Raw genomic sequence first — 12,922 nt, 5'->3', positions numbered from 1 at the left:
TACAAGCGGCAACAACGCCGCGTCTGTACCTGTGAAAGGCAAGAGTATTACCGTGGCGAAACAGCAGAATACCGAAGTCGAGAGCAAGAAAACGGCAGCGACCAGCGCCAAGACCGGAAACGCCAAGCCAGGCGCTGCCGAGCCCGAGGCCACGCCGCATGCCACAACTTCCGCCCCCGTTGCATCCGAGCGTCCCGCCGCTCCGGCCGTCAAGCCGGAGCCGAAAAAGCGTGGCCGCAAGCCCAAGGCCGGAGCGCAGCACGACGACAGCACACCAGACGACGTGACTGAAGAGCTTTACGAAGACGAGATCCCCGCGGCCGCAACGCCGACTGCCGCGCCCAAGAGCGAGAAGCAAAAGGCGCGTGACCGCAAGGCCAAGGAAAAGGCCCTGCTCAAGGAGTTCGCCTCGACGCAGCAGGGTACCGAGGAAGAACTGGAAGCACGCCGCCAGAAGCTCAAGGCGCTGATCAAGCTCGGCAAGTCGCGCGGCTACCTGACGTACGCGGAAATCAACGATCACCTGCCGGACGACATGGTCGATTCGGAAACGATCGACACGCTGGTCGCCACGCTCAACGACATCGGCATCGCCGTCTACGAACAAGCGCCCGACGCCGAGACGCTGCTGCTCAACGACAACGCACCGTCGGCCACCAGCGAAGAAGAAGCCGAAGAAGAAGCTGAGGCTGCACTTTCCACCGTGGATTCCGAGTTTGGCCGCACCACCGACCCCGTGCGCATGTACATGCGCGAGATGGGCACGGTGGAGCTGCTCACGCGCGAAGGCGAAATCGAGATCGCCAAGCGTATCGAGGCCGGCCTGAAAGATATGGTGATGGCGATCTCCGCCTGCCCGGTCACGATCTCCGAGATCCTGGCGCTGGCCGAGCGCGTTGCCAGCGATGAAATCAAGATCGACGAGTTCGTCGACGGCCTGATCGACCCGAATGCCGTGGACGTGCCCGCGGCTCCCCCGGCGCCGGCCGTGGTGGTGGCCGCCGAGGAAGACGACCTGGAATCGGACGGCGAAGATGCCGACGAAGACGAGGACGACGATGCCGGCGGCCTGGCTGCCTCCGCGCGCCAGCTCGAGGAACTGAAGCAGGCCGCGCTGGAAAAATTCCGCGTGATCGCCGAGCAGTTCGACAAGATGCGCCGCTCGTTCGAGAAGGAAGGCTACAAGTCCAAGTCCTACGTCAAGGCCCAGGAAGCCATCCTGAACGAACTGATGAGCATCCGCTTCACCGCCCGCAACGTCGAACGCCTGTGCGACACGCTGCGTGGCCAGGTGGACGAAGTGCGCAAGCTCGAGCGCTCCATCCTGAAGATCGTGGTGGACAAGTGCGGCATGCCGCGCGCGGATTTCGTCGCCCGTTTCCCGGGCAATGAAACCAACCTCGAGTGGATCGACACGATTATCAAGGACGGCAAGTCGTACAGCACCATCGTCGAGCGCAATGTGCCGGCCGTGCGCGAGTTGCAGCAAAAGCTGATCGACCTGCAGATGCGCGTGGTGCTGCCGCTGAAGGAGCTCAAGGAAGTCAACCGCAGGATGAGCGAGGGCGAGAAGCGCGCCCGCGAAGCCAAGCGCGAGATGACCGAGGCCAACCTGCGCCTGGTGATCTCGATCGCCAAGAAATACACCAACCGCGGCCTGCAGTTCCTCGACCTGATCCAGGAAGGCAATATCGGCCTGATGAAGGCGGTGGACAAGTTCGAATACCGCCGCGGCTACAAGTTCTCGACCTACGCGACGTGGTGGATCCGCCAGGCCATCACCCGCTCGATCGCCGATCAGGCGCGCACCATCCGTATCCCGGTGCACATGATCGAGACGATCAACAAGATGAACCGCATCTCGCGCCAGATCCTGCAGGAAACCGGCAATGAGCCGGATCCGGCAACGCTGGCCGAGAAGATGGAGATGCCGGAAGACAAGATCCGCAAGATCATGAAGATCGCGAAGGAACCGATCTCCATGGAAACGCCGATCGGTGACGACGACGACTCCCATCTGGGCGACTTCATCGAAGACACCAACACGCTGGCCCCGGCCGAGGCGGCACTGCACGGCTCCATGCGCGACGTCGTCAAGGACGTGCTGGACTCGCTCACGCCGCGCGAAGCCAAGGTGCTGCGCATGCGTTTTGGCATCGAAATGAGCACGGACCACACGCTGGAAGAAGTCGGCAAGCAGTTCGACGTCACCCGCGAGCGGATCCGGCAAATAGAAGCCAAGGCATTGCGCAAGCTGCGTCACCCGAGCCGCTCTGATAAGCTTAAGAGTTTCCTCGAAGGTAGTTGATCGGTATCATGCCGGTCTGACTTTCCTGGGCCTCTAGCTCATGCCTGGTTAGAGCAGCGGACTCATAATCCGTTGGTGCCGTGTTCGACTCACGGGAGGCCCACCATTGTTGAAAAAGCCCCGCAGGTTTTTCTGCGGGGCTTTTTCTTTGCCGCGGCGTTTCCGCGGACTTGCGTATCGCAGCCTGGCCGCCGCCATATTGCCGTCCCGGATCAAATCAGGTGGCGCTGCTATTTGTCCATGCCGGTAGCGGGCGCTTTCTTGTGGCTTGGTGCCTTGCCAGCCGCTTTCTTGCTCGGAGTCTTTGAGTCGGTGAGCGCCGAAGCCGTGTTCTGATTGGCACCCTGGGTGTACGGGTCAAACTTGTCATTGGCCTTTGCTGTGTCTGGCACGTAGCCGTCTTTGTTGGTCGTGCGCTGGGGGTCCGGCACGTAGCCTTCCTTGTTGGTACTACGCATGTTGTAGTCGTAGCGATCCGCCGGATTTGCGGGGCCGGCGGCGTAGACGGTACCAGGTAGGAGAACTGCAATTGCCAGTGCGATAGCGATCTTCATGGATGACTCCTTCCAATCAAAGTCGATGCAAAGCCGATGGCCCTCGCGCGCTCACCTGGCGCGGCGGTCCGCTTATTAGCGTAGCCGTCAGCCTTGCAAAGTTCCAGTGATCGTTTTGCGGTGGGCCCAAGTATGTAGTTCGCTACTTCAACCGTGTCCAACCGTATCCAGCCGCAATGCGGGCGATTGGCAATGCCGCGATTGCCGGCGTTTCCTTGTCATCGAGCCGGAGGTACTATTCTGACCAGGCTCGGGCAAGGAGGCTGTATGTGGCAAGATTTCCGCAGTAGTCGCAAATCGCATCGCATCGCCCTCGCCGGGGCATGCTTGTTGGCCTCCTGCGCGATTGCCCAGGAGACGGCTCCGCCCGAACTCCAGCCCGCCGACGCACGTCGTACGATCGCGACCCTGCACGCATCCGGCGTGCAGATCTATGTGTGCAAGCGCGATCAGGGCAATTCATTGGCGTGGGCGTTCAAATCCCCGGAAGCGGATCTGCACGACGCTTCCGGCAAGCTCATCGCCAAGCATTACGCCGGGCCGACCTGGGAGGCGCCTGACGGCAGCAAGGTGACCGGCAAAGTATTGCGGCAGGCGGCAAATGCGCGGGCGCCGGACAGCATTGCGCTATTGCTGTTGCAGGCGACGAGTTCCGGGGGGACAGGCCTGCTTGCGGCCGTGCATTACGTTCAGCGATTGAACACCCAAGGCGGCCTCGCGCCCGCTCAGGCCTGCACCCAGGAAGGACAGGAAAGCCGCGTGCCGTATCGCGCGGATTACATATTCCTCGAGTAGCCAGGGCTCGCCGAGGCAGGTGCGTTCGCTCTTATTGCGTTGCCATCCATGATGCTTGGATGAGCCCTGACGCGCCAGGCTTTCAGAGCTTCTGCACGGCGGCAAGGTCGAATATCTTTGCCCAGCGCAATGCTTCTTTCCGACTCGCCATGGGGATATGCCAACTGCCTTGCGCATTGTGTTCAAGACGTAATGCAAGCATCCATTTGCCGCCGTTCTCCAACGCGCTGGCGCCCGCTATATCCGCAAAAATAAACTTCGCCTGCTGCCCGCCGACATCCAGCACGCCACGCTTGCGCTCCGGATCCACGCGCATCGTCCCCCACGCTCCCTCCAGCGACAGGATGCGCTCGCCCTTGATCTTGACCCCGTGGATCGCGCGATAGCGACGGACCAGGCTCGCGACGAATACCGCGAGCAGCGCCGCGCAGAACGCGACTGCGGCGGTCCCGGCGATCGCGCCATAGGCCGCGGCCACCGTGGCGTACAGGCGGACCGCGCCGTAGATGAGGGCGGCGATCAAGGCGAGGCCGGCGATGATGAATGGCACGTCTTTTCCTTTAAAGATATTGCGGTGAATGGATTGGGCCGCCGCTATGGCGGCTATGGCCGCTGCGACGCCCGCAGCGATCACCCGTTATTCTGGTGTTGCTGATGGGCACCGCACCTATCGCTCGCACAAGGACACCACGAAATCCACAAAGGCCCGCACCTTCGCCGGCAGGTGCTGCCGCGACGGATACAGGGCGTAGAGGGGAAAGCGCTCGTCGGGCCAGTCGGTCAGCACCGGCACCAGCCGGCCCTCGGCCAGTAGCGCCTCCGAACCGAACTGCAGCACCTGCGCGATGCCGTGGCCGCCCAGGCACACGGTGTGCATGACGCTGGCGTCGTTGACGATCAGGCGGCCCCTGGCCTGGACGACAAGGCGCTCGGCGCCGCGATGGAATTCCCAGGGAAAGGGCCGGCCGGTCTCGGGGTCGCGATAGTGGATGCAGGCATGCTCGCCGCGTTCCAGATCCGCCGGCGTGCGCGGCGTGCCGCGGCGCTTCAGGTAGGATGGTGCGGCCACGGTGATCACCGGGATATCCATCAGCTTGCGCGCCACCAGCGTGGACACGCGCGGAAAGCCAAAGCGAAAGGCCAGGTCGAAGCCGTCCGCGATCATGTCGCCGAGATGGTCGCGCACCACCAGGTCCAGCGTGAGGTGTGGGTGCGCGTCGACGAAGCTGCCTAGCTGCGGGCCCAGCACGAGGCGCGAGAACAGCGGATCGACGTTGACCCGCAAGCGGCCCCGTACCGCGGCCACGCCCTGGGCGGCGCCGGCCGTGGTCTCCTCCAGCTGCGCCAGCAACGGCACGATGTCATCAAAGAAGCGCCGGCCGTCGTCGGTCAGCGTGACGGTGCGGGTGGTGCGGTCGAACAGGCGGATGCCGAGCCGGTTCTCCAGCCGTGCAATGGCGCGGCTGACGCCGGACTGCGTCATGTCCAGGGAGGCGGAGGCGCGCGCGAAGCTGCCGTGGTCCACCACCGCCATCAGCACGCCGATACCGTCCAGCATCCGCTCGTCGAATCCCATATCGATGCCCCGCAGTCATCAATCAAGTGACGGGCATGTTATCGCTAAATGCCGCGCCGCGAACCACAATCCCGTCACCGCGGCACAAGCCGCAAGCGACTGGAGAAGAGGATGTTCGCAGTGACTGGCATTACCGGACAAGTTGGCGGCGTGGTGGCTCGCGCGCTGCTGTCGGCAGGCAAGGACGTGCGCGCGGTGGTGCGCTCGGCGCACAAGGGCGACGCCTGGGCGGCCCAGGGCTGCGAGGTCGCGCTCGCCGCGATGGACGATGCGCAGGCGCTGCGGCGCGCCTTCAGCGGCGTGGAGGGCGTGTTCGTGCTGCTGCCGCCTACGTTCGATCCCAGCGCCGACCTGCGCGAGTCGCGCGGCGTCGTGGCGGCCTTGCGCGAGGCGCTGCAAGCGGCGCGGCCGCCACGCGTAGTCTGCCTGTCGACGATCGGCGCGCAGGCCAGCCAGCCCAACCTGCTGCAGCAGCTCTCGCACATGGAGCGCGAGCTGGGTGCGTTGGCGACATCGATGTTGATGCCTGTGGCCTTCCTGCGCGCCGGCTGGTTCATGGAGAACACAGTGTGGGATATCGAGCCCGCCCGCAGCAGCGGCATCATCCCCAGCTACCTGCAGCCGCTCGACCGGCCGGTGCCGATGGTCGCCACCGCCGACGTCGGCCGGGTCGCGGCAGCGTTGTTGCAGCAAGCGTGGCAGGGCCGGCAGGTGGTCGAGCTGGAAGGCCCGCGCCGCGTCACGCCACTGGAGATCGCGGATACGCTGTCGGCGCTGCTGGGCCGCCCGGTAGCGGCGCAGCCGGTGCCGCGCGACACCTGGGATGCGGTGTTCCGCGCGCAGGGCATGCACAACCCCGCGCCGCGCATGCAGATGCTCGATGGCTTCAACGCCGGCTGGATCGGCTTCGAGGCCGGCGAGGCGGCGACCCGCAAGGGCACCGTGACGCTGCGTACCGTGCTGGCCGGGCTGCTTGAGCGCGGGCACTGAATGCCGGAGTTCACTCTTCAACCTGGGTTCAACCTGGAGCCAACCTGGAGCCAGTCTGATGCATGCGACTCGTACCGTCCTGATCCTGGGCGCCTCCCGCGGCCTTGGCTGGGGACTCGCGTGAATATCTTCGCGGGGCCTGGAGTTTGTCGACTACCGCAACGAAACACTGCCTTGGTGATGACCGTCCGGCGCCGCCGGGCAGACGCCAAGCACACGGTTCATCAAGCGATATTGGAGCCACGCTATGGAATACCTGCAATCGAATGGCTTGAACATGCCGCGCCTGGGCCTTGGCACCTTCCGCATGCAGGGCGAGGTCTGCCGTGCCGCGGTGGAAAGCGCGCTGGAACTTGGCTATCGCCACATCGACACGGCCGCGATGTATGGCAACGAGGACGCCGTGGGCGCGGCGCTGGCGGCGTCGGCGCTGCCGCGCGCGGCGCTGCATGTCACCACCAAGGTCTGGCACGACCAGCTGGCGCCGGATGCGATCCACCGCTCGTTCGATGCCAGCCTGGGTCAGCTCGGTCTGGACTACGTCGACCTGTTCATGGTGCACTGGCCGGCGGCGGACATGAACCTGCCCGCCATCTTCGAAACGCTGGAGCGCCTTCGCGAATCGGGCCGCACGCGCGCCATCGGCGTGTGCAATTTCACGGTGGGCATGGTGCGCGCGGTGGTGGAGGAGATCGGCATTGCGCTGGCCTGCAACCAGGTCGAGTACCACGTGCTGCTGGAGCAGACGGTGATGCGCCGCTACCTCGCCAGCCATTCGATGGCGCTGGTGGCGCATTGCCCGCTGGCGCAAGGGCGGCTGGCGGAGCATGCGGCGCTGGTCAGCGTCGCGGCCCGGCATGGCGCCACGCCCGCGCAGGTCGCGCTACGCTGGTTGCTCGACCAGGACGGCGTGGCCGCGATTCCCAAGGCGCAGCGGCGAGAGAGCCAGCAAGCCAACCTCGATGCGCTGAAGCTGCGGCTGGACGACGAGGACCGCCGCGCGCTTTGCGCCTTGCCGAAGGACCAGCGCTTTGTCACGCCGCCCTTTGCACCCGCCTGGGACGGCGCCGGCGATTAACCAGCAACTAGCCGGCGCTCTTGCGCACCACGGGCCGGGTGAAGATCAGCGCCGTCTCCGTGCCGGCGGTGTCGGGGTCGTATAAGTCCCAGTCCATCCCGCACAGCGAGAATCCCAGCGCGCGGTAAAAGCCGATGGCCGGGTAGTTGGTGTTCTGTGTTTCGGCGCGCAGGCAGCGCGCCGGCGTACCTTGCAGCAGGCGATTGATCTCCCCCAGCAGCACGCGGCCGATGCCGGTGCCACGGAACGCGGGCGCCACGAAGATGGCGCTCAGCAGCGCGGACCGGTTCCAGGCCTCCAGCCTGACGGCTGCAAAGCCGCCGATATCGCCGCTCGCGCTCTCGAAGACCAGCGCATGGTCGGCCCTGGCGCAGTCTTGCTCGAAACCGGATGGGTCGTAGTGGTTGAGCACGGGTTGGCCCAGCACCTGCTCCACGAGCCAGATGCCCAGCGGGCCGCTTTTGACCGCATAGATGCGATCGGTCTCGTAGGTGGTGTCGAGCTTGAGGATGCCGGCGCCGTCACGCGCCCAGTCGAGCGGTCTGATAGTCATGCGGTGATGCTTTCAAGTGCGATTCATGCCGGCCTTGACCCGTTTCCCATTCTAGGCTTCGTGCAGCGGTTGTGCCTCGGTTGTGCCTCGCTTGGGCACTCAAGCCTTCAGCGCCGTCGCAGCAACGCCTCGATCTCTCCTGCGGCGTGCCTGAGCGCCGGCAGGTAGTGCTGCTCCAGGTGCGCCGCATCCCGGCTGCCGAGCACCATGCTGAAGCCCAGTCCCGCCACCACCTTGCCGGACTCCGCGCGCACCGGCACCGAGATGCCGGCGAAGCCGTCGACCAGTTCGCTGATCAACGTGCAGTAGCCGTCGCTGCGCACCTGCTTGAGCGTGCGCGCCAGCGCCGTGCGCGAGCTGACCGTGAACGGGGTGAGCTTGCGCAACTGCGCGGTGGCAAGGTAAGCCTCCAGCGCCTTGTCGTCCAGCCCGGCCAGCAGCACGCGGCCGAGCGAGTGGGCGTAGGCCGGCATGCGCCGCCCTACGCCCATGTCGACCCGCAGGATCTGCGGCGGTTCTTCGCGCGCCACCAGCGCCACCGCTTCGCCGTCGAGCACGCCCAGCGAGCAGGTTTCCTCCGCCTGCTCGGAGAGCGCCTTGAGGTAAGGCCCGGCCAGCTGCGGCAGGTTCATCGATGCAAAGTACGCGTATCCCAGGTCCATCACGCGCGGGGTGATGGAAAAGTCCCGGCCATCCTGCGCGACATAGCCGTTGTGCTGCAGGGTCAGCAGCAGCCGCCGCGCCGCGGCGCGGGTCACGTCGAGCTGCTCCGCTACATCCTGCATGGTGAGGCTCCCGGCGCCGGAGGCGAACAGGCGCAGCAGTGCCAGGCCATTGGTCAGCGAATCGAGCAGCTCTTCCTTTTTCTGCGGGTTGGCCAGGGGCGTTTCGGGGCTGTTCATGGAGTGAGGAGGCGGAAATAGGGTGATTTTAGTGCGCTGAACGCACTTGCGCGATGCCGGCATGACTACGTATGATAGGCTTTTTGCGAACAAATGTTCGCGGAATTCGGTCCGGCGCAGCGCGTGCAGGCAGCACGTGGCGCCAAGAAGAACACGATGGAGACAGCCATGAAGGTCATCAGCGCGCAGCAGGCTGCTGCGCTCGTGCAATCCCAGTGGACCGTGGCCAGCGCAGGCTTCGTTGGCGCCGGCCATGCCGAAGCGGTGACGGACGCGCTAGAGCGCCGTTTCCTGGAGACGGGCATGCCGCGCGACCTGACGCTGGTGTATTCGGCGGGGCAGGGCGACCGGGGCGCGCGCGGGGTCAACCACTTCGGCAATGCCGGCATGACCGGGCGCATCGTGGGCGGGCACTGGCGCTCCGCCACGCGCCTGGCCACGCTCGCCATGGCCGAGGCGTGCGAGGGCTACAACCTGCCGCAAGGCGTGCTCACGCACCTGTACCGCGCCATCGCCGGCGGCAAGCCCGGCGTGCTGACCAAGATCGGCCTGCACACCTTTGTCGATCCGCGCACCGCGCAGGACAGCCGCTACCACGGCGGCGCCATCAACCGCAGCGCGCAAGCGGCGATTGCCGAGGGCCGTGCGAACTGGGTCGAGGCGGTCGATTTCCGCGGCGACGAATACCTGTTCTATCCGAGCTTCCCGATCCACTGCGCGCTGATTCGCTGCACCGCCGCCGATACGCGCGGCAACCTGAGCACGCACCGCGAGGCCTTCCACCACGAACTGCTGGCGATGGCGCAGGCGGCGCACAACTCCGGCGGCATCGTGATCGCGCAGGTGGAGTCGCTGGTGGATCACCACGACAACCTGCAGGCCATCCACGTGCCCGGCATCCTGGTCGACTACGTGGTGGTGAGCGAGAACCCGGCGCATCACCAGATGACGTTCGCGGAGCAGTTCAATCCGGCCTACGTGACGCCCTGGCAAGGGGAAGGTGCCAGCACCGCCGGCGCCCCTGCGCCCGAGATGCCGTCCGTGCTCGACGCCCGCACCATCGTGCAGCGGCGCGCGGTGCTGGAGCTGGCGCGCCGGCAGCCGCGCGTGGTCAACCTCGGGGTTGGCATGCCAGCCGCCGTCGGCATGCTGGCGGTGGAGGCCGGCGTCGACGGCTTCACGCTCACGGTGGAAGCCGGCCCGATCGGCGGCACGCCGGCCGACGGCCTCAGCTTTGGCGCGTCGGCGTATCCGGAAGCGATCGTCGACCAGCCGGCGCAGTTCGATTTCTATGAGGGCGGCGGCATCGATCTCGCCATCCTCGGGCTGGCCGAGCTGGATGGGCACGGCAACGTCAATGTCAGCAAGTTCGGCGAAGGCGCCGAAGCGTTGATTGCCGGCGTCGGCGGCTTTATCAACATCACGCAGAGCGCCAAGGCCGTGGTCTTCGTCGGCACGCTCACCGCCGGCGGCCTGGAGGTGCGCGCCGAGAATGGCTCGCTGCGCATCACGCGCGAAGGCCGCGTGAAAAAGATCGTGCCGCAGGTTTCGCACCTCAGCTTCAACGGCCCTTATGTGGCCTCGCTGGGCATCCCCGTGCTCTACATCACCGAGCGCGCCGTCTTCGAGATGCGGCCCGATGCCATCGGCGCGGAGTGCCTGACCCTGATCGAAATCGCGCCGGGCATCGACCTGCAGCGCGATGTGCTGGACCAGTGCGCCACCGCGGTCAGCGTGGCGCCTGACCTGCGCACCATGGATGCGCGGCTGTTCCGCGCCGGGCCGCTGAAGCTCTGACGCCCTAACGCTCCAACGCTTTGATGCCATGAAGCCGGCGAGCCTTGGCCCGCCGGCCAGCGGCCCGATAACAAGCGACCGGCCATGACCGGTCATGGAGGAGGCCATCGAAGCTTTGTCCCGTCTTTCCCGTTGGTTTTTGCTGGATCGTCGACACGCGCGGGCTGTGGAGCCGGCACGCGTCATTGCTGGATTACGTTTCAAGTTCATCATGCAGAAGACAAACCGTCGTATCTTTTCGCGCCGCCTGGGCGCGGCCATCCTGGGCGCAGCCCTGCCGCTGTGCGCGCCCCAGGCATTCGCGCAGGCCTATCCCACCAAGCCGATCCGCCTGGTGGTGCCGTTCCCGCCGGGCGGCCCGACCGATACCGCCGCGCGCATCATCGGCCAGAAGATGGGCGAATCGCTGAAGCAGACCGTGGTGGTGGACAATCGCCCGGGCGCCTCCGGCACGATCGGGGCGCAAGCCGTCGCCAAGAGCGCGCCGGATGGCTACACGCTGATGGTGCTGGCCACGCCCACGTTGCTGGCGCCGCACCTGATCAGCCGCAAGGGCTATGACATCTTCAAGGATTTCACGCCGATCGGCTCCGCCTACGACCTGCCCATCGTGATGGTGGTCAATCCGCAGGCCATGCCGGACGTGACCGGCCTGCAGCAGTACATCGCCCGCGCCAAGGCCAAGCCCGGCGCGCTCAACTACACCAGCGCGGGCAACGGCAGCTTCGGTCACCTGTCCACCGAGCTGCTCAAGAGCCTCGGGCACTTCGATGTGCAGCACGTGCCTTACAAGGGCAGCGCGCCGGCGATCTCCGATCTGCTGGCCGGCCAGGTGCCGATGATGTTCTCGGACATGATCGCGGCGCTGCCGCATATCAACGCCGGCAAGCTGCGCCCCATCGCGGTGGGCTCGGCCAAGCGCGTGAGCTTCACGCCGGATGTGAAGACGGTGGCGGAGCAAGGCTTCCCCGGCTTCGAGGCAACCGCCTGGGGCGGCCTGCTGGCACCCGCCGGCACGCCCGAGGACGTGATCGCCAAGCTGTCGGCCGAACTGAAGGCGGCACTGGCGGATCCCATGGTGCAGGAAAAGATGCTGGGCGCGGGCACGGTCGCTGCCTACCAGCCGCCGGAGCAATTGGCGTCGCGCATGCGCAGCGATTACAAGAAGTGGGGCAAGGTGATCCAGGACAACGGCATCAAGAGCGACTGAGATTGGCAGGTTGAATCGATCGTTGCCGGCCACGACTGGATCGGTCGTGGAGGAAGGCCGGACACGCGAGTTGGTCCGGCCTTTTTCTTTTCAACCCAACCGCGGTTTCGGCGTGCCCTCAAGAGACAGACGTTTTCATACGTTACGTGCCGCTTGTCCGGGCCTCATGGCTGGTCGTCGCTGGTGGCGGAGTCGGGCGCGAAGCTGGATCAAGCGCCAGAGCCGCTAAAGCAAAACGGGCCGCATGCAGTGGATGCATGCGGCCCGTTGTCTAGTCCGTTGTCTAACCCGCTAGCTGGTCAGCCAGCCAGCCATCAGTTGCTGGCGTTGCTTCCCGGCTCGACCTTCGAGGCGTTGCCTGCATAGTTGGCGTGCTTCAGCGGCAAGACCTGCGCGTCGTCCGTGTGCGAGGCTGCCGCGGCCAGGCCGGGAACCAGGCCCTGCAGCGAGCCGCCGGTCAGGCCCACTTCCTTGAGCAGCGAATCGATCAGCGGCGCATGCGCGCGGTAGGACAGCGCGGCGGACATCGCCTGCTCGGCGAGATTGCCGTTGCCATTGCCGTTGCTGCCATTGCCGCCACCGTTGCCCGCGTCGCCGGATCCCGCCGAGCCGCCGCGATTGAGGCCGTCGACCTGGATGATCTTGATGCCGTCGATCGCCTTCATCGGCTCCACGGTCTGCTGGATCACGCCCGGCAGCGCCTGCAGCAGCGCCAGCTTGAACTTCAGGCTGGTCTGGTCGGACGACAGCGCGTTGATGGCGTCGTTGAGCGCGCGCTGTGCTTCGGCCTCGGCCAGGCCCTTCTTGCGCGCGGCCTCCGCCAGTTCGACGATGGCAGTGGCCTGCATCTGCGCGGCCTCGCGCTCTGCGCGGGCCTTGGTGGTGACGTGCACGGCCTGCGTCTCGGCTTCCTGCGCCGCCTCGATCAGGGCCACCTGCTTGGCCCGGTCGGCCTCCGCCGTGCGCCGCGTGGTCTCCACCATCTGCTCGGCCTTGACGGCTTCGGCCAGCGCCTCATTGGCGCGGCCCTGCGCCTGCGATTGCGCCTCCGATTTGGCAGCGATCACGATGGCCTTTTCCTGCTCGGCGATTTCCGTCACCTTGGCCTGCTCGATAAGACGCCGCTTGGGCGGCGATGGCGCAACACAAAAGTAAGGAA

General features: G+C 65.8%; 12 protein-coding genes and 1 tRNA gene. 7 read left to right on the top strand and 6 right to left on the bottom strand.

Features of this window, described 5'->3' with window-relative positions; all coding sequences use genetic code 11:
- The first annotated feature begins 31 nt into the window (after positions 1-31).
- Together rpoD and ACGLHR_RS17850 are read left to right on the top strand one after the other, a co-directional pair.
- Positions 32-2,308 (top strand): RNA polymerase sigma factor RpoD, encoded by a 2,277-nt coding sequence (gene rpoD, locus ACGLHR_RS17855; RefSeq protein ID WP_400095584.1) that lies wholly within the window; start codon positions 32-34, stop codon positions 2,306-2,308.
- A 27-nt stretch (positions 2,309-2,335) separates the two neighbouring features.
- A tRNA-Ile gene (locus ACGLHR_RS17850) sits at positions 2,336-2,414 on the top strand.
- A 124-nt stretch (positions 2,415-2,538) separates the two neighbouring features.
- Here ACGLHR_RS17850 and ACGLHR_RS17845 read toward each other — a convergent pair.
- Positions 2,539-2,862 carry a hypothetical protein gene (locus ACGLHR_RS17845; RefSeq protein ID WP_400095583.1) on the bottom strand — a complete coding sequence of 108 codons (324 nt, stop codon included), beginning with the start codon at positions 2,860-2,862 and terminating at the stop codon, positions 2,539-2,541.
- A 267-nt stretch (positions 2,863-3,129) separates the two neighbouring features.
- Here ACGLHR_RS17845 and ACGLHR_RS17840 point away from each other — a divergent pair, with 267 nt between their 5' ends.
- Positions 3,130-3,657: a DUF3455 domain-containing protein gene (locus ACGLHR_RS17840; RefSeq protein WP_400095581.1), complete on the top strand. Its 528-nt coding sequence runs from the start codon at positions 3,130-3,132 to the stop codon at positions 3,655-3,657.
- Between the two features lie 82 nt (positions 3,658-3,739).
- Here ACGLHR_RS17840 and ACGLHR_RS17835 read toward each other — a convergent pair whose 3' ends face one another.
- Together ACGLHR_RS17835 and ACGLHR_RS17830 are read right to left on the bottom strand one after the other, a co-directional pair.
- Positions 3,740-4,207, bottom strand: a complete 468-nt coding sequence (locus ACGLHR_RS17835) for a hypothetical protein (RefSeq protein ID WP_400095579.1) — start codon at positions 4,205-4,207, stop codon at positions 3,740-3,742.
- A gap of 117 nt (positions 4,208-4,324) precedes the next feature.
- Entirely contained in the window at positions 4,325-5,233 is a 909-nt protein-coding gene (locus tag ACGLHR_RS17830) for a LysR family transcriptional regulator (RefSeq protein ID WP_400095577.1), read from the bottom strand.
- Positions 5,234-5,344: 111 nt separating this feature from the next.
- On the opposite strand from ACGLHR_RS17830, the gene ACGLHR_RS17825 reads away from it, so the two are divergent.
- Positions 5,345-6,223, top strand: coding sequence for an NmrA family NAD(P)-binding protein (locus ACGLHR_RS17825; RefSeq protein WP_400095576.1), 879 nt, complete (start codon positions 5,345-5,347; stop codon positions 6,221-6,223).
- A 247-nt stretch (positions 6,224-6,470) separates the two neighbouring features.
- A complete protein-coding gene (locus ACGLHR_RS17820) occupies positions 6,471-7,301 on the top strand; it encodes an aldo/keto reductase (protein ID WP_400095575.1) in 831 nt (276 codons plus the stop codon).
- Positions 7,302-7,308: 7 nt separating this feature from the next.
- On the opposite strand, the gene ACGLHR_RS17815 is transcribed toward ACGLHR_RS17820, so the two are convergent.
- Positions 7,309-7,854, bottom strand: a complete 546-nt coding sequence (locus ACGLHR_RS17815) for a GNAT family N-acetyltransferase (RefSeq protein ID WP_400095573.1) — start codon at positions 7,852-7,854, stop codon at positions 7,309-7,311.
- A gap of 107 nt (positions 7,855-7,961) precedes the next feature.
- Positions 7,962-8,756 (bottom strand): IclR family transcriptional regulator C-terminal domain-containing protein, encoded by a 795-nt coding sequence (locus ACGLHR_RS17810; RefSeq protein ID WP_400095571.1) that lies wholly within the window; start codon positions 8,754-8,756, stop codon positions 7,962-7,964.
- A gap of 168 nt (positions 8,757-8,924) precedes the next feature.
- Here ACGLHR_RS17810 and ACGLHR_RS17805 point away from each other — a divergent pair, with 168 nt between their 5' ends.
- Positions 8,925-10,553 (top strand): acyl CoA:acetate/3-ketoacid CoA transferase, encoded by a 1,629-nt coding sequence (locus tag ACGLHR_RS17805; RefSeq protein ID WP_400095600.1) that lies wholly within the window; start codon positions 8,925-8,927, stop codon positions 10,551-10,553.
- Between the two features lie 211 nt (positions 10,554-10,764).
- Positions 10,765-11,763 carry a Bug family tripartite tricarboxylate transporter substrate binding protein gene (locus tag ACGLHR_RS17800; RefSeq protein ID WP_400095570.1) on the top strand — a complete coding sequence of 333 codons (999 nt, stop codon included), beginning with the start codon at positions 10,765-10,767 and terminating at the stop codon, positions 11,761-11,763.
- A 314-nt stretch (positions 11,764-12,077) separates the two neighbouring features.
- Here ACGLHR_RS17800 and ACGLHR_RS17795 read toward each other — a convergent pair whose 3' ends face one another.
- Positions 12,078-12,863: a flotillin domain-containing protein gene (locus ACGLHR_RS17795; RefSeq protein ID WP_400095568.1), complete on the bottom strand. Its 786-nt coding sequence runs from the start codon at positions 12,861-12,863 to the stop codon at positions 12,078-12,080.
- Between the last annotated feature and the right edge of the window lie 59 nt (positions 12,864-12,922).

This window comes from Cupriavidus sp. CuC1, assembly GCF_044627735.1.
Lineage (GTDB): Bacteria > Pseudomonadota > Gammaproteobacteria > Burkholderiales > Burkholderiaceae > Cupriavidus > Cupriavidus ulmosensis.
Note: the sequence above shows the minus strand (reverse complement) of the source record. Positions and strands in the feature narration are given on the sequence as shown.

Excerpts from the sequence above, each read along its gene's own strand:
- ACGLHR_RS17845 (WP_400095583.1), bottom strand. The coding sequence starts at position 2,862 with ATGAAGATCGCTATCGCACTGGCAATTGCAGTTCTCCTACCTGGTACC.
- ACGLHR_RS17840 (WP_400095581.1), top strand. The coding sequence starts at position 3,130 with ATGTGGCAAGATTTCCGCAGTAGTCGCAAATCGCATCGCATCGCCCTC.
- ACGLHR_RS17830 (WP_400095577.1), bottom strand. The coding sequence starts at position 5,233 with ATGGGATTCGACGAGCGGATGCTGGACGGTATCGGCGTGCTGATGGCG.
- ACGLHR_RS17825 (WP_400095576.1), top strand. The coding sequence starts at position 5,345 with ATGTTCGCAGTGACTGGCATTACCGGACAAGTTGGCGGCGTGGTGGCT.
- ACGLHR_RS17820 (WP_400095575.1), top strand. The coding sequence starts at position 6,471 with ATGGAATACCTGCAATCGAATGGCTTGAACATGCCGCGCCTGGGCCTT.
- ACGLHR_RS17815 (WP_400095573.1), bottom strand. The coding sequence starts at position 7,854 with ATGACTATCAGACCGCTCGACTGGGCGCGTGACGGCGCCGGCATCCTC.
- ACGLHR_RS17810 (WP_400095571.1), bottom strand. The coding sequence starts at position 8,756 with ATGAACAGCCCCGAAACGCCCCTGGCCAACCCGCAGAAAAAGGAAGAG.
- ACGLHR_RS17805 (WP_400095600.1), top strand. The coding sequence starts at position 8,925 with ATGAAGGTCATCAGCGCGCAGCAGGCTGCTGCGCTCGTGCAATCCCAG.
- ACGLHR_RS17800 (WP_400095570.1), top strand. The coding sequence starts at position 10,765 with ATGCAGAAGACAAACCGTCGTATCTTTTCGCGCCGCCTGGGCGCGGCC.